The sequence below is a fragment of the Streptomyces sp. NPDC049687 genome (assembly GCF_044465285.1).
Classification (GTDB): Bacteria; Actinomycetota; Actinomycetes; order Streptomycetales; family Streptomycetaceae; genus Streptomyces.
Genome location: NZ_JBITLN010000014.1, coordinates 204598 through 224324, shown reverse-complemented (window position 1 = coordinate 224324; position 19727 = coordinate 204598). Strand labels below are relative to the sequence as shown.

Below are 19727 nucleotides of genomic sequence, written 5' to 3'. Positions count from 1 at the left end.
TCCTGGCCGGACAAGCTGGGCTTCGACAACTTCACCAACGCGTTCGAGCAGTCGGACATGCTGCACTACTTCGGGAACACGCTGCTCATCGCGGTCCCGGCGGTGCTGGTGACGCTGTTCCTGTCGTCGTGCGTGGCGTTCTACGTCAGCCGCTTCGACTTCCGGGTCAACCTCTTCCTGCTCCTGGTCTTCACCGCGGGCAACCTCCTCCCGCAGCAGGTGATCATCACCCCGCTGTACCGCATGTACCTGCTCATCGACCTGCCCGGCATCACCATGAGCGGCAAGCTCTACGACTCCGCGCTCGGCCTGGTCCTCATCCACGTCGCCTTCCAGTCCGGCTTCTGCGCCTTCGTGCTGAGCAACTACATGCGCTCCCTGCCGCACGAGCTGACCGAGGCCGCCCTCGTCGACGGCGCCTCCGTCTGGCGCCTGTACTGGCAGATCGTGCTGCCCCTGTGCAAGCCCGCGATGGCCGCCCTGGCCACCCTGCTCTCCATCTGGATCTACAACGACTTCTTCTGGGCGATCGTGCTGATCTCCACCGGCGAGAACATGCCGATCACCTCCGCCCTGAACAACCTCTCCGGCCAGTACTTCACCGACCCCAACCTGGTCGCCGCCGGCGCCCTGCTCACCGCGATCCCCACCCTGATCGTGTACTTCACGCTCCAGCGCCAGTTCGTCAGCGGCCTCACCCTGGGCGCCAACAAGGGCTGACGGCCCCCGCGCACAAGCTCCCCCCGAAAGAGACCCTCGTGCACCACCCCTTCACCCCGGTGGCCTCCGTCCCCGTGGACCCGCGGCGTGCCCGCGTCCACGAGGAGGGCTGGCAGTCCTGGAGCCCGAGCGGCGCATACTCCCTCGACGCGCGTCCGCACCGCCCGACGAACGCCAACCGGGCCACCGTCTGCTACCGCCCCGGGGTCGGCGACTACAGCCGGCCCGGCCAGGACCCGGCCGAGTTCACCGGGGCCGCCCGCCAGTGGCAGCACGGCCGGCTCTGGACCAACGACCCCGACTGTCCGACGGCCCGCCCGGCGGTGGAGACCCGGGAGCGGTGGGCGGCACACGTGGAGGCGACGGGCGGCCTGATGGCCTCCAGCGACCGTCTCCCGTCCCTGGATCCGTGGGGCGTGGACACCACACGCCGTCTGCTGTCGGGAGGCGAGTGATGGAACGCGTTCTGAAGGTCCCCGGTATCGCGTACGGCGGTGACTACAACCCCGAGCAGTGGCCCGAGGAGGTCTGGGCCGAGGACGTGCGCCTCATGGCCGAGGCCGGGGTGAACATGGTCAGCGTCAACATCTTCTCCTGGGCGCTGCTGGAGCCCGCCGAGGGCGCGTACGACTTCTCGCGCCTCGACCGCATCCTCGACATGCTGTACACCCACGGCATCGCCGCGGACCTGGCCACCCCTACGGCGGCGCCGCCGGCCTGGTTCTTCAAGGCCCACCCCGAGGCGCTGCCGGTGGACCGGGACGGGCGGGGACTGTCGTACGGCAGCCGTCAGACGTTCTGCCCCTCGAGCCCCGCCTACCGCGAGGCCGCCCTTCGGGTCGCCCGCGTGCTCGGCGAGCGGTACGCCGACCACCCGGCCGTCGTCATGTGGCACGTCCACAACGAGTACGGCTGCCACAACGCGGAGTGCTACTGCGACACCAGCGCGGAGGCCTTCCGGGGGTGGCTGCGGGCCAAGTACGGGGATCTGCCGGCGCTGAACGAGGCCTGGGGCACCACCTTCTGGAGCCAGTGGTACTACGACTGGGACGAGATCATCCCGCCCCGCGCCACCGGCGCCGTCCCCAACCCCACCCACCAGCTGGACTGGCGCCGCTTCTGCAGCGACGAGCTGCTGTCGCTGTGCAAGGCCGAGCGGGAGGTACTGGCCGAGGCCGCTCCCACCATCCCCGCCACGACCAACTTCATGGTGATGTACAACTTCGACGCGCTGGACTACTGGCGCTGGGCGCCGGAACTGGACATCGTCTCGAACGACCACTACCTCCGCTCGACCGACCCCGAGTCGGAGATGGACATCGCGATGAGCGGTGACCTCGTACGCTCTCTCGCGGGCGGCCCCTGGCTGCTGATGGAGCACTCGACGGGCGCGGTGAACTGGCAGCCCGTCAACCGTGCCAAGGGGCCGGGTGAGCTGCGGCGCAACGCGCTCGCCCAGGTCGCCCACGGCGCCGACGGCATCGCCTATTTCCAGTGGCGGGCGGCCAAGGCGGGCGCCGAGCAGTGGCACTCGGCGATGCTGCCGCACGCGGGCACGGACAGCGTGATCTGGCGGGACGTGGTGGCGCTGGGCGCGGACCTGAAGGCACTGGCCGAGGTGCGCGGCAGCACGGGCACCGCCGAGACGGCGATCGTCTGGGACTGGGACGCGAAGTGGGCGCTGGAACTGCCCTCGCAGCCCAGCGAGCAGGTCCGCCAGCTGGAGCTGGTCCGCTCCTGGTACGAGCCGCTGTGGCGGGCGGGCGTCGCCGTGGACTTCGTACGACCGGACGCGGACCTGTCGGCGTACCGCATGGTCCTCGCCCCGAGCCTGTACCTGGTCGACGACCGGGGAGCCACGAACCTGACCGCCTTCGCCGAGCACGGCGGCACGCTGGTGGTGGGCTTCCACAGCGGGGCGGTGGACGCGAACTGCCACGTCCGGCTGGGAGGTTACCCGGGCGCCTTCCGGGAGGCGCTCGGAGTGAGGACCGACGAGCTCTTCCCGCTGCTGCCGGGGGAGAGGGCCGGCCTCGACGGCGGGGGCAGCGGCTCCCTGTGGTCGGAGCGGGTACGCCTGGCCGGCGCGCAGGCGGTGTCCTCGTACACGGAGGGCCCGTTGACCGGAGTTCCGGCGATCACCCGCCACGGCTACGGCACGGGCACCGCCTGGTACGTGGCGACCCTGCCCGACCCGGACACCCTGGCCGCCCTGCTGGCCCGCGCGGGCCGCGAGGCCGGGGTCGCACCGGTGCGCGCCGGAATCCCCCGCGGCATCGAGGCCGTGGTGCGCCGGGGCGCCGACGCCGACTACCTCTTCCTCATCGACCACACGGGCCGGGGCGCGGAGGTCCCGGTCGCGGCCGACGGCGTGGAACTCCTCTCCGGGAAGCCGGTGGACGGTGGGTCGGTGCGGGTGCCGCCCGGGGAGGTCGTGGTGGTGCGGGAACCGGGTTCCGGGTGACTCCTCGGGCCGCGAGGTGACATCCCGCGGGAAACGCCCGTCCGCCGGGGGCTCACGCCGGACTCCCTGAGCAGGCCCTTGAGAAACGCCGGGGCGCGGCACGCCCCCACAGCGTGCCGCGCCCCTCCCCTTTCCCCGGGTCAGGCGGTCTCGGGCGAGGGCAGCGTGCCGGTGCGGGCCGCCTCTCCGTACCAGTGGGCGCTCGACTTCGGTGTGCGGGCGAGCGTCGCGTAGTCCACGTACACCGCCCCGAAGCGCTTCTCGTAGCCGTACGCCCACTCGAAGTTGTCGAGGAGGGACCAGAGGTAGTAGCCCCTCACGTCCGCGCCGTCCGCGATCGCGCGGCGGACCGCCGACAGGTGGCCGTGCAGGTACGCGACGCGTTCCGGGTCGTGGACGCGGCCGTCGGGGTCGGGCTTGTCGTCGTACGCCGCGCCGTTCTCCGTCACGTAGATCGGCAGGCCCGGGGCCTCGCGCGTGTAGCGCATGATCAGCTCGTGCAGGCCCGTCGGGTCGATCGTCCAGCCCATCTCCGTGCGGTCGCCGGGGGTCTGGTGGAAGGCGACGTCGTCCGCGGCCGGCCAGGGGGAGTGGTCGCTCGCGCCATGGCCGTCCGTGCGTGGCCCCTTGACCTGCGCGTCCGCCGCCGAGACCAGCGTGGGGGTGTAGTAGTTCAGGCCGAGCGCGTCCAGCGGCTGGTTGATGGTGCTCAGGTCGCCGTCGTGGACGTACGACCAGTCCGTCAGCGACTTTGTCGCCGCCAGCAGGGTCTCCGGGTACGCGCCCCGCAGGATCGGGCCGTGGAAGACGCCGTTGGCCAGGTCGTCGATCTTCTGGACCGCCGCCAGGTCCGCCGGGTCGCCCGGCGAAAGGGGCCGCACCACCGAGGAGTTGAGGCTGATCGCCACCGTGTTGCGGGCCGGCATGGTGGAGCGGAGCGCCGACGTGCCCAGGCCGTGGGCGAGGTTCAGGTGGTGCGCGGCCCGGAGGGAGGCCACCGGGTCGGTACGGCCGGGCGCGTGCACGCCGGACGCGTAGCCCAGGAAGGCGCTGCACCACGGCTCGTTCAGGGTGATCCAGTTCTCCACGCGGTCGCCGAGCGCCTCCCCGACGATCTGCGCGTACTCGGCGAACCGGTACGCCGTGTCCCGCTCCGGCCAGCCGCCCGCGTCCTCCAGCTCCTGGGGGAGGTCCCAGTGGTAGAGGGTGATCGCGGGCTTGATGCCGTTCGCCAGCAGCTCGTCGACCAGCCGGCGGTAGAAGTCCAGGCCGACCTGGACCGCCGGGCCGCGGCCGGTCGGCTGGACCCGGGACCAGGAGATGGAGAAGCGGTACGCCGACAGGCCCAGCTCCGCCATCAGCGCGACGTCGTCACGGTAGCGATGGTAGTGGTCGACAGCGATGTCACCGTGCTCGCCGCCGGCGGTCTTGCCCGGGGTATGGCTGAAGGTGTCCCAGATCGAGGGGGTGCGGCCGTCCTCCCGCACCGCCCCCTCGATCTGGTACGCGGAGGTCGCGGCGCCCCACAGGAAGGTGGGAGGAAAGGTCACCGGGGTCACCGGCTCTGCGGACTCGGACATGGAAGCGCTCCCATGGATGGTCGTCGAGGTCGTCGAGACCGACCGACGAGGTTGGGGGGATGAAGTGGGGGGCGGAAGGGGCCGGGGCGGCGGTGACCCGGCCCCCCCGGAGGTCACGGGGCGGGGGGCATCAGCCCTTCACCGCGCCCTGCATGATGCCGCCCACGATCTGCTTGCCGAAGATCGCGAAGACCACCAGCAGCGGCAGCGTGCCCAGCAGCGCACCCGCCATGATCAGGGACTGGTCGGGGGTGTACCCGCGGCCGAGGCCCGCGATCGCGACCTGCACGGTCGGGTTGCCGGTCTGGCTCAGCACCAGGAAGGGCCAGAGGAAGTCGTTCCACGTCTGGACGAACGTCAGCATGCCGAGCACCGCCATCGCGGGGCGTGCCGCGGGGAACACCACGTGCCACACCACACGCCAACTGCTCGCGCCGTCCACCCGGGCCGCCTCGATGATCTCGTCGGGCAGCGCCTGGATCAGGTACTGCCGCATGAAGAACACACCGAAGGCGCTCACCAGCGACGGCAGGATCACCGCCTGGAGCTGATCGGTCCACTCCAGCTTGGCGACCATCATGTACAGCGGGATGATGCTCAGCTGCGGCGGCACCATCATCGTGCCGATCACGATCAGCATCAGCGCGCCCTTGCCCCGGAACCGCAGCTTGGCGAAGGCGAAACCGGCGATCGTGGAGAGGACGACGATCGTCGCCGCCGACGTCCCCGCGACGATCGTCGTGTTGAGGAAGGCCTTGCCGAGGTTGGCGTCGCTCCAGGCGAGGTCCAGCTTCTTGAAGAGGCCCGAGCCGAACCAGAGCGGCGGGGGCGTCTGCGCCAGTCGGTTGTTGTCGCGGGAGGCGGCGATCGCCGTCCACACCAGCGGGAACAGCGAGCCGATCGTGAACAGGATCAGGACGGCGTACGCGATCGGGCCGCCGTGCAGTTGGCCGCCCGCCCGGGCGGACTTGGGCCGGCGCACCCGGCGGTCCGCCGGTACGGCGTCCTCCGGCTCGCTCTTGGTCAGGGTCGTCGTCACGGCCGGTACTCCTAACTACTGGCGCGCAGCCGGCGCGAGATGACGTAGTTGACGATGCCCACGACGATCAGGATCAGGAACATCGTCCAGGCGATCGCCGAGGCACGTCCCAGGTGCTGGTTCACCCAGCCCTGCTCGTACAGATACAGGCCGAGCGTCTGGAACTGGTGTTCAGCGCCGCCCGACGCGCCCTTGTTCGCGTCGAACAGGAGCGGCTCGCCGAAGACCTGGCTGGCGCCGATCGTGGAGACGACGACCGTGAACAGGATCGTCGGCCGCAGCGACGGCAGCGTCACATGGAAGAACTGCTGCCAGCGGTTCGCGCCGTCCAGCGCCGCCGACTCGTACAGATCCTGCGGGATCGCCTGCATCGCGGCCAGATAGATCAGCGCGTTGTAGCCGGTCCAGCGCCAGATGATGATCGTGGAGACCGCGATCTGGGACGGCCACTTGTCGTTCTGCCAGTCGATCGCGTCGATCCCGACGAAGTGCAACGCCCAGTTGATCATGCCGTAGTCACGGCCGAAGAGCAGCACGAAGACCAGGGAAGCGGCGGCGATCGAGGTCGCGTACGGCGCGAGCATCGCGACCCGGTAGAAGGTCGAGGCACGGAGCCGGTAGTTGAGGATGTGCGCGAGGCCCATCGCCATCAGCAACTGCGGGACCGTCGAGATGATGCCGATGGTCAGGGTGTTCTTCGCCGCGTTCCAGAAGAACTCGTCGTCGAAGATCCGGGTGTAGTTGCGCAGGCCCACCCACGTCATGTCGGTGGGGGCGGTCATCTCCACCTGGTGCAGCGAGGCCCAGCCCGTGTAGATCAGCGGGAACAGACCGAAGGCGAGGAACAGCAGGAAGAACGGCGAGACGAAGGCGTACGGGCTCCAGCGGATGTCCCGCTGCCAGCGGCGCGAGAGCCGGGCCCGGCGCCGCGTCTCCGCCTCCGTGGCTTTCGCGGGCGGGCGGCCCGGGGCCGCGCCCCCCTCCTTCACGGGGGGCGCGGCGATGTCGTGGCGGGTGGCCATACGGGTCACTTGTCCAGGTTGTTGTCGATGGTCTTGGTGGCCGTCTCCCAGGCCTCCTTCGCCGACTTGCCCTTCGTCACGAGGAAGACGCCGTTGTCGCTCAGACCCTGCTGGATGATCTGGTCCTTCGGGCCGATCACCTGCACCGGGGCGGTCTTGGCGGCCTCGGCGAAGATCGTGCCGATCGGGGAGTCACCGGTCATCTCGTTCTTGGCGCCGGTCACCTCGGGGGAGGTGTACGTGCTCGGCGCGCTCGGGAAGTTGCCCTGCACCTTGAACAGCTTCGTCTGCTGCTCGGGCGCGGTCAGCCAGGTGATGAGCGCCTCGGCCTCCTTCACGTGCTTGCCGCTCTTGGGCACGGCCAGGAAGGAGCCGCCCCAGTTGGCGGACTTGGGCGCGGTGGCCACGTCCCACTTGCCGGCGTCCTCCGGCTTCGCCTTGCCCTTGATGGTGCCGAGCATCCACGGCGGGCAGGCGATGGTGGCGAACTTGCTGTTCGCGATCGTCTGCTCCCAGGTCGGCTGGAACTGGGTCTGGGACTGCACGAGCCCCTCTTCGGCGGCCTTCGCCGCCAGGTCGAAGGCGGTCTTCACCGCCGGGTTCGACTTGTAAATGATGTTGCCGGAGGAGTCGTAGAACTTCTCCTTCTCACTGCCCAGGATCGCGTTGAGCAGACCGCCGGGGGAGTCCATGAAGAAGGTGCCGGCCTTGGCCTTCTTCTTGTACTGCTCGCCGGCCTCGACGAACTTGTTCCAGTCGCCCGTCCACAGCTTGGCGACCTCCGCGCGGTCGGTAGGCAGACCGGCCGCCTCGTAGAGGTCCTTGCGGTAGCAGATGGCCATCGGGCCGACGTCGGTGCCGAGCCCGATCGTCTGACCGTCCTTGGCGGTGGCCTGCGCCCACTTCCAGGCCAGCCACTTGCTCTTGTCCACACCCGAGATCTTGGACACGTCCACGAACTTGTCCGCCTGCGTGGCCACGACCTCGGCGATGTTGCCCACTTCGATGGCCTGGACGTCCATCAGGCCGCTGTTGGTGGTGAGGTGGTTGACGAGCGCCGGGTAGTAGTTCTCGTTCCGCTCGGTGACGTTCTCCTCGATCTTGATGTTCGGGTGGAGCTTCTCGTACTCGGCGTAGAGGCCGGCCTCCTTGAAGCCGAAGGTGCCGAAAAGGCCGAGCGTGATCGTGGTCTTGCCCTTGCCGCTGCCGGACGACGAATCGTCGGATGCGTCGCCGCCGTCGTCGGCACAGCCGGCCAGCAGCCCGGCGCCGAGTGTCGCGACGGTCGCCAGGACCACCACCCGACGGGAGGTTCCGGTACGTGCTCGCATTGCGTCCTCCTGTTGCCCTGACGTGCCGACCCCCCGGCCAACTGCATTGTTGGGCCCGTTGTTTCTCGCTGCGGCTCGGGCGGGGAACGTGCGGGATGTGTATGTGTCAGGTACCGTGGGAGCGCTCCCACAGGTGATGTGTTGAAGAGTCGTCGGTTCGGGCGGGGGTGTCAAGGGTGGGGACACGGAGAGATGCGTTCAGTTATCCGGCTGTTAGCTAACCCCGGAGAGTGGTGCACGTTTGGTCTATTTCGGGGCAGAACAGACCGTTGGGCTCCGGGTTGGCCGAACGGCCGGGACTGTTAGATTCCAGGCCAGCGTGATGACGACGGCGGGAAGGCGGAGCCCATGGCAAGCCACGGAGCGCGGGGGCGGAGTGGCGGTCGGCCCACCCTCGAGGAGGTGGCCGCACGCGCCGGAGTGGGCCGCGGCACGGTCTCCCGAGTGATCAACGGTTCCCCGAGGGTCAGCGACGCGACCCGCGCGGCGGTGGAGGCGGCGGTCGCCGAGCTCGGCTACGTCCCCAACACGGCGGCCCGCGCCCTGGCGGCCAACCGTACGGACGCGATCGCGCTCGTCGTCCCCGAGCCGGAGACCCGCTTCTTCGCCGAACCGTACTTCTCGGACATGCTGCGCGGTGTGGGCGCCGAACTCGCCGACACCGAGATGCAGTTGCTGCTGATCTTCGCGGGTAGCGATCGGGAACGCCAACGCCTCGCGCAGTACCTGGCGGCACACCGGGTGGACGGCGTCCTGCTGGTGTCCGTCCACGCCGACGACCCCCTGCCCGATCTGCTCTCACAGCTGGAGATCCCGGCGGTGATCAGCGGTCCGCGGTCCGCCGCGGAGACGCTTCCCTCGGTGGACTCCGACAACTACGGCGGGGGCCGCTCGGCGGTCGAGCACCTCCTCGCCGGCGGTCGCACCCGCATCGCCCACATCACGGGCCGCCTCGACGTCTACGGCGCCCAGCGCCGCGTCGACGGCTACCGCGACGCCTTGCGCGACGCCGGGTACGAGGTGGACGAGGGTCTTATCGAGCCCGGCGACTTCACCGAGGAGGGCGGCCATCGCGCGATGACGGCGCTGCTGGCCCGTACCCCCTCCCTCGACGCGGTCTTCGCCGGCTCCGACGTCATGGCGGCCGGCGCCCGCCAGGCCCTGCGCGAGGCGGGCCGCCGCATCCCGCAGGACGTGGCCCTGGTCGGCTACGACGACTCGGCCATCGCCCGCCACATGGACCCGCCGCTGACGAGCGTGCGCCAGCCGATCGAGGAGATGGGGCGGCGGATGCTCGACCTCCTCCTCACGGAGATCGCGGATCGCCGTCCGGCGGTGTCACGGGGGTTGGAGCCGCGGCAGGTGGTGCTGGCCACGGATCTGGTGGAGCGGGCTTCCTCGTAGGGCGGGGGAGCGGTTGCCCGCGGCCCCCTACGCGTCGAGCCGCCAGCGCACCTCGCCGTCCTGGGTTTCCTCCGTGGGCGCCAGTCCGGCCGCCCGGGCCACCGCGGCCGAGGCCGAGTGGCCGGGGTGGACGTGGGCGACGATCGTGCGGACGCCCTGCTCCAGCAGCCAGGTCACCAGCCCCTGGGCCGCCTCGGAGGCGAGGCCGCGGCGCTGGTACGCCGTGCCGACCACCCAGGCGATCTCTGCCTGCTCCTCGCCGGTCACCGTGGCCTGGACGGTGCCCACGAGCCGCGATCCCTCCCGGAGAACCCAGTTGAGCCAGGAGACGGCCGGGTCGGGGGAGCCGGCGACGAGGCGTTCGTAGCGGGTCCGCAGGGCGGCGGGGGTGCTGGGGGTGCCGCCGATGAAGGTGTGCAGGGCGGGGTCGTCCAGGACCGCGGCCATGTCCGCCGCGTGCTCGACCCGTAGGGGCAGCAGGGTGAGCCGGGCGGTGGTGATCAGCTGCGGGTGGATGGCGGCCTCCGTATAGGGCGTTCCCCGGAAACGCATCAGCCGGTGACCTCCCTTTCGGGAAGTCACCGGCTGATGACTCAGGGTGAGTGACGGGACTCGAACCCGCGGCATCCTGGACCACAACCAGGTGCTCTACCAGCTGAGCTACACCCACCACGACCGGCGGTTCACTTTGTGTCGTTCTCCGACCGGCCGAGAAAAAGTGTACAGGGTCCGAAGGGGTGCTCGTGCACGCATTTCTCCGGCGGGGCGCCGGGGCGGGTTACCGGGCGGGCAGGACGTGCTTCGCGGCGATCGTCTTGGCGGTGTCGGAGTCCGGCCCCGGCTGCGGCACGAAGACGGCCTCGCGGTAGTAGCGCAGTTCCGCGATGGACTCGCGGATGTCGGCGAGGGCGCGGTGGTTGCCGTTCTTCTCGGGGCTGTTGAAGTACGCCCGCGGGTACCAGCGCCGGGCCAGCTCCTTGATGGAGGAGACGTCGACGATGCGGTAGTGCAGGTAGTTCTCGAGCGCCGGCATGTCACGCCCCAGGAAACCGCGGTCGGTGCCGACGGAGTTGCCGCACAGGGGTGCCTTGCCGGGTTCCCTCACGTGCTCCCGTACGTACGCCAGCACCTGCTCCTCGGCCTCGGCGAGGGTCGTGCCGCCGGCCAGCTCGTCGAGCAGACCGGACGTGGTGTGCATCTGGCGCACCACCTCCGGCATCGTCTCCAGTGCCTTCGCCGGCGGCCGGATGACGATGTCCACCCCCTCGCCGAGGATGTTCAGCTCGGAGTCGGTGACGAGGGCGGCAACCTCGATGAGCGCGTCGTCGGACAGCGAGAGGCCGGTCATCTCGCAGTCGATCCACACCATGCGATCGTTCATGCGACCACCCTAAAGCTGACGTCCGCTTTTGGGGTGCCCCGCGTCGGGGTGGACGCCCCGGGGAAGGTCGCCGCGTTCCGCGCCCAGGGCGTTCGAGGACACGGCACGTACGCGGAACGCCGGACGGGCAGGGATGCCCGTCCGGCGTTCAAGAGGTCAGCGCCTCACATTCCGCTTCGCTGCCCCGGCAGGCTCGCGCGCGAGGTCGCGTACGCCTCGCGGGCGTGTTCCGCCGGGTGTCCGGTCGGGGAGCCCATCGCGGCCGCTGCTGCCGCCGTGCGCCTGACCTGCGGAGGGACCGAGCCCGGGCCGTCCGGATGCAGTGCCGGAGGGGGGCCCGCCGGCGCCGGTGGTGGCGACGACGGTTCGGCCTCCAGGGGACGCTCGCCCTGCGGCCTGCGCGCCCGGTACGCCGCCCGGTACGCCGCCGGGGACGAGCCCAACTGGCGGCGGAAGTGGCCGCGCAGCGCCACCGGTGAGCGGAAGCCGCAGCGGCCCGCGACCTCGTCCACCGAGTAGTCCGACGTCTCCAGGAGGCGCTGGGCCTGGAGCACGCGCTGCGTGATCAGCCACTGGAGCGGTGCGCTTCCCGTCAGCGACCGGAACCGGCGGTCGAAGGTGCGGCGGCTCATGTAGGCGCGTGCCGCCAGCGTCTCCACGTCGAACTGCTCGTGGAGGTGTTCCAGTGCCCAGGCGACGACCTCGGCGAGCGGGTCGGCGCCGATCTCCTCTGGTAAAGACCTGTCGAGGTAGCGCTCCTGGCCACCCGACCGGCGCGGCGGGACGACGAGGCGTCGGGCCAGCGCGCCGGCCGCCTCGTTGCCGTGGTCCGTCCGCACGATGTGGAGACAGAGATCGATTCCGGCCGCCGTGCCCGCCGACGTCAGGACGTCGCCGTCGTCCACGAAGAGTTCTCGTGGATCCACGTGCACGGACGGGTAGCGCTTGGCCAGCGTCGGCGCGTACATCCAGTGCGTGGTGGCGGGGCGGCCGTCCAGCAGGCCCGCCGCAGCCAGCACGAACGCGCCGGTGCACAGGCCCACGATGCGGGCACCCTCTTCGTGCGCCCGGCGCAGCGCGTCGAGCGCCTCCTCCGGTGGCGGAGAAGTGATCGAACGCCAGGCCGGCACGACGACCGTGCCCGCCCGCGAGATCGCTTCCAGGCCATGCGGCGCGGTGAGTTCCAGGCCCCCTGTGGTCCGCAGCGGGCCCTCTTCGCCGCCGCACACCAGCAGGCGGTAGCGCGGCACGCCGGCGTCCTGGCGGTCAATCCCGAACACCGACAGCGGAATGGAACTCTCGAAGATGGGGCCGCCGCTGAACAGCAGCACCGCGACGATCTCCTTGCGGCGTCGCCCGGAGAGTTTCCGGGCCGCGGCTTCCGGCGCGGCAGTGGAGTCGTGGCTCATCCTGCTAAGCCCCCCTCGGTGGTCGCGGCTCCTCGGTTGTGTCGCTCCTGCACGTTTCCCCTCGGTCCTGCACGAGTCCCCCGCCGTAGACAGTCAAGATCGAATCTACTGTGTCGCGTGATGCCGGAGTGGCCAGTTCAGCACCCGGCAGAATGTCGACTTGGCAACTTGGCGTGAAGCATTCGATCACGAAGCGTTGCACTCGTGGGGCGTGCAGGGAAGTGCGCCTCGTCGTAGTGGCCAATCCCCATAGGGTGCGCGGGGCTCCCGAGGGCTTGTCCGCGCAGGTGGCGCGGGGGGTGGGGGGTGGTTACGGCAAGAGATGCACAGGGGGCGGAAGTTGGCTGAAAACCAACGCCCCGGTGCATGAAAACCGGTCAACCGGCCGGTGAGTTTCCCCCGGAGTGACGACCGCCACGGTGTGACCCCGTTCCGGTGCGCTGATGGCGCCCCCGGTGGTGCGCGGGCGGCGTGTGTTCCCCGGCGGGCGGCTGGGCCGCGCCCCGCTCGGACTGGCGCAGCAGCAGCCGGCAGACGGCCGTGACGGCGGCGAGGCCGAGAGCGGTGCCGCCGGCGCCGGCCAGGGAGGTGCCGTACAGGAGGAGGACCACCGGGACGAGCACGCAGGAGAAGGCCGCCCAGCGGATCAGGTCGGTCGTGCGCTCGTCGCCGGGGCGGGTGGGGGAGGGCGTGCGGGACGAGGGCGGCATGGCGGGCTCCTCCCTGGGGCGGCGGTGCACGAGGACGGTGGTCGGGGCGGCGGCGGACGAGGACGGCGGTGCGCGGGACGGTCGTACACGAGGATCAACGCCCGAAGGGGCCGTCGGTCACTCACACGGTAGGCCCGGGGGCGAGTGAACCCTGTGCAAACCGCCTGTACCGGGCAGCAACCATTGCGTTACGGGCGGGCCGTCGTGCATGCTCCCTGGAACCCCCACGGACGTGTGCGGGATCTGGGCATCGGATGCGTGCCGCCGTACCCTTGGGGGTATGGGGTTGGGAAGATGATTCCCGGACACACGCTCCGCCGCTCACCTGCGTCCCACCCATAAAGGATCGATACGCCGAGACAGCCATGGCCGGTCACGAATTCTTCGAACCCGCGGACCGCAAGCGGCCCGTCGCCGACCCCACGGCGGCCGAGCCCCAGGCGGCGGAAGAGGCACGCCCCACCTGCGATCCCGCCTTCAAGCATGGCGTGGTCGTCGGTTTCGACGGCTCCACCTCCAGTGAACGAGCCCTCGCGTACGCCATCGGGATGGCCCACCGCTCCCGCTCGGGCCTGATCATCGTCCACGTCGCCAACCGGCTGCCCACGACCGTGTGGGCGGGCTGCGAGCCGCCGGTCTTCGTCGACGTACCGGACCACCGCACCGAGGTCCTCGGTCTCGAACTCGCCTGCGCGGACTATCTCGCGGAAGTGCCCTGGATTCTCGTCGAGCGCGGCGGTGACATCTGCCACGAACTCGAAGAGGTGGGGCGGGAGTACGAGGCCGACGCGATCGTCGTCGGCTCGACGCACGGCATCGTGGGGCGGATCTTCGGATCGGTCGCGGGGCGGCTCGCGAAGCGGGCGAAGCGGCCCGTCATCGTGATCCCGTAGAGCGATCTCCGGCTCTGTCGTCCCACCGGGGCTCCTGGCTCTCAGGCCTCCCAACTCCTTTGTGCGCCGCATGAATCCACCTCGCCGTAGAGGTGTTTGTGCCCTTGTGAAGGGCATATATCGGTCACCGCGCACAACCGCATGAAGGGAGCCCGCCGTGGACAATGACGTCTCTGCGGGAAGCATCACCACGATCGCCGGCCGACTCGCCCTGGGCATCACCCTGTTGGCGTTCGGACTCGGGTACACCGATCTGATCGACGGCGTGACGGCGGCGGACGCCGTGACCATCGCCCAGTACGTCGGCGGCGTCGCACTGTTCGTCGTCGGCCTGCTGGCCCTCCGGGACCGCGACGGGGCCGGCGGTACGGCCTTCACCGTCCTCGGCGCCTTCTGGTTCACCTGGGCCGTCTCGGCCGGTGACCAGGTCTCCGACAACGCCGCCGGGCTCTTCCTGCTCCTCTTCGCCCTCGTGGCGCTCTCCCTGACCGCGGCGGGCGGGGACCAACTCTCCCGTGGGACCTACGGGTTGTTCCTGGTCGCGCTCGTGCTGACGGCGGTCGCGCGCTTCGCCGACAGTGACTCGCTCACCAAGGTCGGCGGCTGGTTCGCGGTCGCCGCGGGCGCTGTGGCGTGGTACGCGGCGACCGCGGCGATGGCCCACTGGCCCACGGCGCTGCCACGACGGGCTGCCGGCCGGGGTGTGACGGCCACCGGCTGAAAGGGCGGCCGGCGCCGGGGCGGGCTTCCCCGGCGATCTGGACGGACCCCCGTGACAGGTGGCGTCACGTGGGGTCCGTTCCCTGTGCCCCGCCTGGAATTCAGCCTCGTCCACCTGTGGCACCGGGCCTGTGATCAGGTCATCGCCCACGCACGGCACCTGGCTCTTCACCCCGCGGAACCGACCCCCGCGGAACCGAGCCGCGCGGGGCTCGGTTCCGCGGGAGCGAGTCCCTACTCGACGGTGACCGACTTCGCCAGGTTGCGCGGCTTGTCGATGTCCCGGCCGAGGGCCTTCGCCGTGTAGTACGCGAGGAACTGGAGCGGGATGCCCATCAGGATCGGGTCCAGTTCGTCCTCGTTCTTCGGGACGACGATGGTCTGGTCGGCCTTCTCCTGGCACTCGTGGGCCACGGCGAGGATCCGGCCGCTGCGGGCCTTGATCTCCTCCAGGGCCGCGCGGTTCTTCTCGAGGAGGTCGTCGTTCGGGACGATCGCGACCGTAGGGAGGGCGGGCTCGATGAGGGCCAGCGGGCCGTGCTTCAGCTCGGAGGCCGGGTAGGCCTCGGCGTGGATGTAGGAGACCTCCTTGAGCTTCAGGGAGGCCTCGCGCGCCACCGGGTAGCCCCGGACGCGTCCGATGAAGAGCATCGAGCGGGCCTCGGCGAACTCGTCGGCCAGCTTCTTGATCTCCTCCTCGTAGGAGAGGATCTCCGCGATCTGGCCGGGCAGCTTGCGCAGCCCCTCGATGATCCGCTTGCCGTCGCGCACCGAGAGGTCGCGGGTGCGGCCGAGGTGGAGGGCGAGCAGGGCGAAGGCGACCGTGGTGTTGGTGAAGCACTTCGTCGAGACGACGCAGACCTCGGGGCCGGCGTGCACATAGACGCCGCCGTCCGCCTCACGGGCGATCGCCGAGCCGACCACGTTCACCACGCCCAGCACCCGTGCGCCCTTGCGCTTCAGCTCCTGGACGGCGGCGAGGACGTCGTACGTCTCACCGGACTGGGAGACGGCGATGTAGAGGGTGTCGGGGTCGACGACGGCGTTGCGGTAGCGGAACTCGGAGGCGGGTTCGGCGTCGGCGGGGATACGGGCCAGCTCCTCGATCATCTGGGCGCCGATCATGCCCGCGTGGTACGAGGTGCCGCAGCCGAGGATCTTCACGCGACGGATCTTGCGTGCCTCGCGGGCGTCCAGGTTGAGGCCGCCGAGGTGCACGGTGGAGAAGCGGTCGTCGATGCGGCCGCGCAGCACGCGGTCCACGGCGTCGGCCTGCTCGTGGATCTCCTTGTGCATGTAGGTGTCGTGGCCGCCCATGTCGTAGGACGCGGCCTCCCACTCCACCGTGGTCGGCTCGGCCGTGGTGCGGGTGCCCTCCGTCGTGTACGTCCGGAAGTCGTCCGCCTTGAGGGTCGCCATCTCGCCGTCGTCCAGCGTGACTATCTGGCGGGTGTGGGCGACCAGCGCGGCGATGTCCGAGGCGACGAACATCTCCTTCTCGCCGATGCCGAGGACGACCGGGGAGCCGTTGCGGGCGACGACGATACGGTCCGAGAAGTCGGCGTGCATGACGGCGATGCCGTACGTGCCCTCGACCACGCGGAGGGCCTGGCGGACCTTCTCCTCCAGGGTCTCCGCCTGGGAACGGGCGATGAGGTGGGTGAGGACCTCGGTGTCGGTCTCGGAGAGGAACTCGACGCCGTCCGCCTCCAGCTTGCGGCGCAGGTCGGAGGCGTTGTCGATGATGCCGTTGTGGACGACGGCGACCTTGTTGTCGGCCGACATGTGCGGGTGGGCGTTCACGTCGGAGGGGGCGCCGTGGGTGGCCCAGCGGGTGTGCGCGATACCGGTGGTGCCCTTGAAGCGCGCCGGGACCTTGGTCTCCAGGTCGCGTACCCGGCCCTTGGCCTTGACCATCTTCAGGCCGGCGGTCTTCGGGGAGGTGACGACTATGCCCGCGGAGTCGTAGCCCCGGTACTCCAGGCGCTGCAGGCCTTCCAGCAGCAGGGGAGCCACGTCACGCTTCCCGATGTATCCGACGATTCCGCACATGTATAGGTATCCCTCAGTCCTGGAGTGGGTGGACTCACCCGTAGACGATGCGCCGCAACTGCCTGACCGACAGCTCCGGCGGCGCCACCGCCCGGTATTTCAGATCCGCCCCGATCCGTTCGAAGATCTCCGTGTTCACCAGGCCTTGGGCCTGGAGTTCACGGTGGCGGCGACGGACGTAGTCCTCGGTCGTCTCGTCGAAGTAGGCGAGGACGTCCTGGATCACCCGCAGTGCCTCGCCCCGCTGGAGGGGCGTGGACCGCATCAGATGATCAACAAGTTCGTCGTGCACCCGGTAGATCCTGAGGTACGCGAGCGGGTTTCGCAAGAAACCTGCCCGATTTCGGGCAGGACCCTGTTAAGGGGTCTTGGCGGAACCTTGAATGTGTTATGAGCGCCTGTTCGCGCACCGTCCATGTGGCGTCTTGCGGTCCGTCGTCCGGGGCGACGAGTTTCAGACGTCATGGACACTCCTCGCATGGGCGTACCCGAGCAGCTCGCCGAGCGCATGAGCATGGCCGAGCAGCACGAGTACCTGCGCGCAAGATTCTCCCGCCGCACGATGATCCGCGGCGGTGCCGTCACGCTGGGCGCCGTCACGGGTGGCGCGTTCGTGACCGGGGCCACGGCCCGGGCCGCCGTACCGACGCAGCCCCTCACCCACACCGAGACCGTCGACGGCTCCCTCGTCGCCCCCTTCGGCCGTCACCTCGCCTGGGGCAACGACCCGCGGACGGAGGTCACCGTCTCCTGGCAGGTCCCGGTCGCCGTGAAGAAGCCGTTCATCCGGATCGGCGCGCACCCCTGGGACCTCTCCCGCAAGATCGAGGCCGAGGTGCGCACCCTTCACACCCCCGCCGGGGTCGGCGCCAGCGGCGACCACAGCCAGTACTACCTGCACGCCGAGCTCACCCAGCTGCGCCCCGGCAGGACCTACTACTACGGCGTCGGCCACCAGGGCTTCGACCCGGCCGAGCCGCACCTGCTGGGCACCCTGGGCACCTTCACCACGGCCCCCGCCCACAAGGCGCCCTTCACCTTCACCGCCTTCGGCGACCAGGGCGTCAGCTACCACGCGCTGGCCAACGACAGCCTGATCCTCGGCCAGAACCCGGCCTTCCACCTGCACGCCGGCGACATCGCCTACGGCGACCCGGCCGGCCAGGGCAAGACCTCCGACACGGGCTTCGACTCGCGCACCTGGGACCAGTTCCTCGCCCAGACCGAGTCCGTCGCCAAGTCGGTCCCGTGGATGGTGTCCTACGGCAACCACGACATGGAGGCCTGGTACTCGCCCAACGGCTACGGCGGCGAGGAGGCCCGCTGGAACCTTCCGGACAACGGCCCGGACAAGAAGAACCTCCCGGGCGTCTACTCCTTCGTCTACGGCAACACGGCGGTCATCTCACTGGACCCCAACGACGTCTCCTTCGAGATCCCGGCCAACCTCGGCATCTCCGGCGGCACCCAGACGACGTGGTTCGAGGCGCAACTGAGGAAGTTCCGGGCCTCGAAGGACATCGACTTCGTCGTCGTGTTCTTCCACCACTGCGCGTACTGCACCTCCACCGCGCACGCCTCGGAAGGGGGCGTGCGCCAGGAGTGGGTGCCGCTGTTCGACAAGTACCAGGTGGACCTCGTCATCAACGGCCACAACCACCAGTACGAGCGCACGGACGTCATCAAGGGCGACACGGTCACCAAGAAGCTCCCGATCGGCGGCACCGCCTACCCCGAGACCGAGGGCGTGGTGTACGTGACGGCGGGCGCGGCGGGCCGCAGCCTGTACGCCTTCAGCGCCCCGGACTCCTACGAGGGTCACGAGCACGAGGTCGACTCCGTGGCCTCCTTCATCAACACCAAGGACGGCAAGGTCGACGAGACCGTCACCTGGTCCCGTGTCCGCTACCTGAACTACTCGTTCCTGCGCGTGGACGTCACCCCCGCGCCGAAGGGCCACTACACGACCCTGACGGTCCAGGGCATCGCCGAGACCGGTGACCGGATCGACCACTTCACGGTGGCCCGCAAGGCCAAGTAGGCCGAGCCGCCCCGAAGTGCGCCCGGAGGGCGGGGCGCACCACCCGCCGGCGGGCGGTCCTCACCGGCGTCACAGACGCTTGAGGACCGCCTGTTTGGCCATCGTGAACTCGTCGTCCGTCAGGACACCCTCCCGGTGCAGCTCGCCGAGCTCGCGCAGCCGGCGCAGAAGCGCGTCGTGGTCGCCGCCGGGACTCGGGCCGTCCGGTTCGGGCCCGGACGGCCGCAGGGCGGGCCGTAGGGCGTCCTGCGGGCCGGTGGCCGGATGCGGCAGCCGGGCCTGCACCGCCGCCGCGACCAGCGCCATCAGCGGGTCCTTCTTGAACCCCCACAGCTCCACGGCGTTGGGGTCGTACTTCGGCGGGGCCTTCGTGGGCGCGTGGCGCACCCGGAACCGCAGGTGGCCGTTCTCCAGGCCGACGGCCGGCTGCCACTCGACGCCGGTGATGTCCTCGACGCGGATCGTGCGGGTGCCGGCGGAGGCCTTCGCGTCCTCCGTCTTCCAGTTCCACTCCAGGCGCACGTGGTCGCCGTCGAAGCTCGCGGTGCCGTCCCCGGCCGAGCAGGACAGCGGCACCGAGGGGCCGGGCAGCAGATACGCGTCCACGGGACCGGCCGGCACCTCGTCGAGCAGGAGCGCGTGCCGCACCTCGTCCACGAAGTACTCGGCGACGCCGTACCGGTCGGATTCGACGATCAGCTGGTAGGGGTCGTGCGGCTCGGTCAGCCGGCCGCCGGTGGCGTGCAGCAAGGGGTCGGCGCCGTCCCGCAGCCGCAGCCTCAGCCGCCCGGTCCGCTTCCCCTGTTCGAACGAGATCCCCGCCAACGCCCCCAGGGGGAGGACCAGTTCACCCAGTTCCTTTCGCAGCAGTCCGACGCCCTTGTCCCGCCCCGGCGTCAGCCGCAGCGCGTCACCGTCGAAGACCCAAGTGCCGTCCTTCTGGAGGATTTCCGCCATGTGA

At 70.1% G+C, this 19727-nt stretch carries 17 protein-coding genes, 1 tRNA gene and 1 pseudogene; 7 read left to right on the top strand and 12 right to left on the bottom strand.

The annotated features are described in order from the left end of the window. From ACIBVL_RS34890 to ACIBVL_RS34880, 3 genes and pseudogenes are all read left to right on the top strand, one after another. Positions 1-720, top strand: a 720-nt coding sequence (locus tag ACIBVL_RS34890; RefSeq protein ID WP_399103716.1) for a carbohydrate ABC transporter permease, incomplete at its 5' end; no start/stop codon positions are given. A gap of 140 nt (positions 721-860) precedes the next feature. Further along, positions 861-1175, top strand: a pseudogene (locus ACIBVL_RS34885) (hypothetical protein); the annotation flags it as partial. Beyond that, the gene (locus ACIBVL_RS34880; protein WP_399103714.1) at positions 1175-3184 is read left to right on the top strand and encodes a beta-galactosidase; all 2010 of its coding nucleotides are present in this window, start codon (positions 1175-1177) and stop codon (positions 3182-3184) included. The pseudogene ACIBVL_RS34885 and the gene ACIBVL_RS34880, both read left to right, overlap by 1 nt. A gap of 140 nt (positions 3185-3324) precedes the next feature. On the opposite strand, the gene ACIBVL_RS34875 is transcribed toward ACIBVL_RS34880, so the two are convergent. From ACIBVL_RS34875 to ACIBVL_RS34860, 4 genes are all read right to left on the bottom strand, one after another. Continuing rightward, positions 3325-4764, bottom strand: a complete 1440-nt coding sequence (locus ACIBVL_RS34875) for a GH1 family beta-glucosidase (protein ID WP_399103712.1) — start codon at positions 4762-4764, stop codon at positions 3325-3327. A 130-nt stretch (positions 4765-4894) separates the two neighbouring features. Next, entirely contained in the window at positions 4895-5803 is a 909-nt protein-coding gene (locus tag ACIBVL_RS34870) for a carbohydrate ABC transporter permease (protein ID WP_399103710.1), read from the bottom strand. 11 nt (positions 5804-5814) lie between these two features. After that, the gene (locus ACIBVL_RS34865) at positions 5815-6825 is read right to left on the bottom strand and encodes a carbohydrate ABC transporter permease (RefSeq protein WP_399103737.1); all 1011 of its coding nucleotides are present in this window, start codon (positions 6823-6825) and stop codon (positions 5815-5817) included. Positions 6826-6830: 5 nt separating this feature from the next. Next, the gene (locus ACIBVL_RS34860) at positions 6831-8156 is read right to left on the bottom strand and encodes an ABC transporter substrate-binding protein (RefSeq protein ID WP_399103708.1); all 1326 of its coding nucleotides are present in this window, start codon (positions 8154-8156) and stop codon (positions 6831-6833) included. Between the two features lie 348 nt (positions 8157-8504). Between ACIBVL_RS34860 and ACIBVL_RS34855 the strand changes: the two genes are divergently transcribed. Next, entirely contained in the window at positions 8505-9560 is a 1056-nt protein-coding gene (locus ACIBVL_RS34855) for a LacI family DNA-binding transcriptional regulator (RefSeq protein ID WP_399103706.1), read from the top strand. A gap of 27 nt (positions 9561-9587) precedes the next feature. Here ACIBVL_RS34855 and ACIBVL_RS34850 read toward each other — a convergent pair whose 3' ends face one another. The 5 genes from ACIBVL_RS34850 to ACIBVL_RS34830 form a co-directional block, all read right to left on the bottom strand. Continuing rightward, positions 9588-10112, bottom strand: a complete 525-nt coding sequence (locus ACIBVL_RS34850) for a GNAT family N-acetyltransferase (protein WP_399103704.1) — start codon at positions 10110-10112, stop codon at positions 9588-9590. Positions 10113-10157: 45 nt separating this feature from the next. Continuing rightward, positions 10158-10230, bottom strand: a tRNA-His gene (locus tag ACIBVL_RS34845). 108 nt (positions 10231-10338) lie between these two features. Then, on the bottom strand, positions 10339-10941 hold the full coding sequence (gene orn, locus ACIBVL_RS34840; protein ID WP_399103702.1) for an oligoribonuclease: 603 nt from the start codon (positions 10939-10941) through the stop codon (positions 10339-10341). A gap of 164 nt (positions 10942-11105) precedes the next feature. Beyond that, complete coding sequence (locus ACIBVL_RS34835; protein WP_399103700.1) at positions 11106-12350, bottom strand: helix-turn-helix domain-containing protein; 1245 nt, start codon at positions 12348-12350, stop codon at positions 11106-11108. A gap of 377 nt (positions 12351-12727) precedes the next feature. Continuing rightward, entirely contained in the window at positions 12728-13060 is a 333-nt protein-coding gene (locus ACIBVL_RS34830) for a hypothetical protein (protein WP_399103698.1), read from the bottom strand. Between the two features lie 365 nt (positions 13061-13425). Here ACIBVL_RS34830 and ACIBVL_RS34825 point away from each other — a divergent pair, with 365 nt between their 5' ends. Next, on the top strand, positions 13426-13953 hold the full coding sequence (locus tag ACIBVL_RS34825; RefSeq protein WP_399103696.1) for a universal stress protein: 528 nt from the start codon (positions 13426-13428) through the stop codon (positions 13951-13953). A 157-nt stretch (positions 13954-14110) separates the two neighbouring features. Next, on the top strand, positions 14111-14674 hold the full coding sequence (locus ACIBVL_RS34820; protein ID WP_399103694.1) for a GPR1/FUN34/YaaH family transporter: 564 nt from the start codon (positions 14111-14113) through the stop codon (positions 14672-14674). 233 nt (positions 14675-14907) lie between these two features. Here ACIBVL_RS34820 and glmS read toward each other — a convergent pair whose 3' ends face one another. Both glmS and ACIBVL_RS34810 read right to left on the bottom strand, forming a co-directional pair. Beyond that, the gene (gene glmS / locus ACIBVL_RS34815; RefSeq protein ID WP_399103692.1) at positions 14908-16725 is read right to left on the bottom strand and encodes a glutamine--fructose-6-phosphate transaminase (isomerizing); all 1818 of its coding nucleotides are present in this window, start codon (positions 16723-16725) and stop codon (positions 14908-14910) included. Between the two features lie 34 nt (positions 16726-16759). Further along, on the bottom strand, positions 16760-17017 hold the full coding sequence (locus tag ACIBVL_RS34810; RefSeq protein WP_399103735.1) for a hypothetical protein: 258 nt from the start codon (positions 17015-17017) through the stop codon (positions 16760-16762). Positions 17018-17203: 186 nt separating this feature from the next. On the opposite strand from ACIBVL_RS34810, the gene ACIBVL_RS34805 reads away from it, so the two are divergent. Beyond that, positions 17204-18766: a fibronectin type III domain-containing protein gene (locus ACIBVL_RS34805; RefSeq protein WP_399103690.1), complete on the top strand. Its 1563-nt coding sequence runs from the start codon at positions 17204-17206 to the stop codon at positions 18764-18766. 69 nt (positions 18767-18835) lie between these two features. Here ACIBVL_RS34805 and ACIBVL_RS34800 read toward each other — a convergent pair whose 3' ends face one another. Further along, positions 18836-19723 carry a DUF4429 domain-containing protein gene (locus ACIBVL_RS34800; RefSeq protein ID WP_399103688.1) on the bottom strand — a complete coding sequence of 296 codons (888 nt, stop codon included), beginning with the start codon at positions 19721-19723 and terminating at the stop codon, positions 18836-18838. Positions 19724-19727: the final 4 nt, after the last annotated feature.

Excerpts from the sequence above, each read along its gene's own strand:
- orn (WP_399103702.1), bottom strand. The coding sequence starts at position 10,941 with ATGAACGATCGCATGGTGTGGATCGACTGCGAGATGACCGGCCTCTCG.
- ACIBVL_RS34855 (WP_399103706.1), top strand. The coding sequence starts at position 8,505 with ATGGCAAGCCACGGAGCGCGGGGGCGGAGTGGCGGTCGGCCCACCCTC.
- ACIBVL_RS34850 (WP_399103704.1), bottom strand. The coding sequence starts at position 10,112 with ATGCGTTTCCGGGGAACGCCCTATACGGAGGCCGCCATCCACCCGCAG.
- ACIBVL_RS34825 (WP_399103696.1), top strand. The coding sequence starts at position 13,426 with ATGGCCGGTCACGAATTCTTCGAACCCGCGGACCGCAAGCGGCCCGTC.
- ACIBVL_RS34880 (WP_399103714.1), top strand. The coding sequence starts at position 1,175 with ATGGAACGCGTTCTGAAGGTCCCCGGTATCGCGTACGGCGGTGACTAC.
- ACIBVL_RS34830 (WP_399103698.1), bottom strand. The coding sequence starts at position 13,060 with ATGCCGCCCTCGTCCCGCACGCCCTCCCCCACCCGCCCCGGCGACGAG.
- ACIBVL_RS34805 (WP_399103690.1), top strand. The coding sequence starts at position 17,204 with ATGGGCGTACCCGAGCAGCTCGCCGAGCGCATGAGCATGGCCGAGCAG.
- ACIBVL_RS34800 (WP_399103688.1), bottom strand. The coding sequence starts at position 19,723 with ATGGCGGAAATCCTCCAGAAGGACGGCACTTGGGTCTTCGACGGTGAC.
- ACIBVL_RS34860 (WP_399103708.1), bottom strand. The coding sequence starts at position 8,156 with ATGCGAGCACGTACCGGAACCTCCCGTCGGGTGGTGGTCCTGGCGACC.
- ACIBVL_RS34835 (WP_399103700.1), bottom strand. The coding sequence starts at position 12,350 with ATGAGCCACGACTCCACTGCCGCGCCGGAAGCCGCGGCCCGGAAACTC.
- ACIBVL_RS34875 (WP_399103712.1), bottom strand. The coding sequence starts at position 4,764 with ATGTCCGAGTCCGCAGAGCCGGTGACCCCGGTGACCTTTCCTCCCACC.
- ACIBVL_RS34865 (WP_399103737.1), bottom strand. The coding sequence starts at position 6,825 with ATGGCCACCCGCCACGACATCGCCGCGCCCCCCGTGAAGGAGGGGGGC.
- glmS (WP_399103692.1), bottom strand. The coding sequence starts at position 16,725 with ATGTGCGGAATCGTCGGATACATCGGGAAGCGTGACGTGGCTCCCCTG.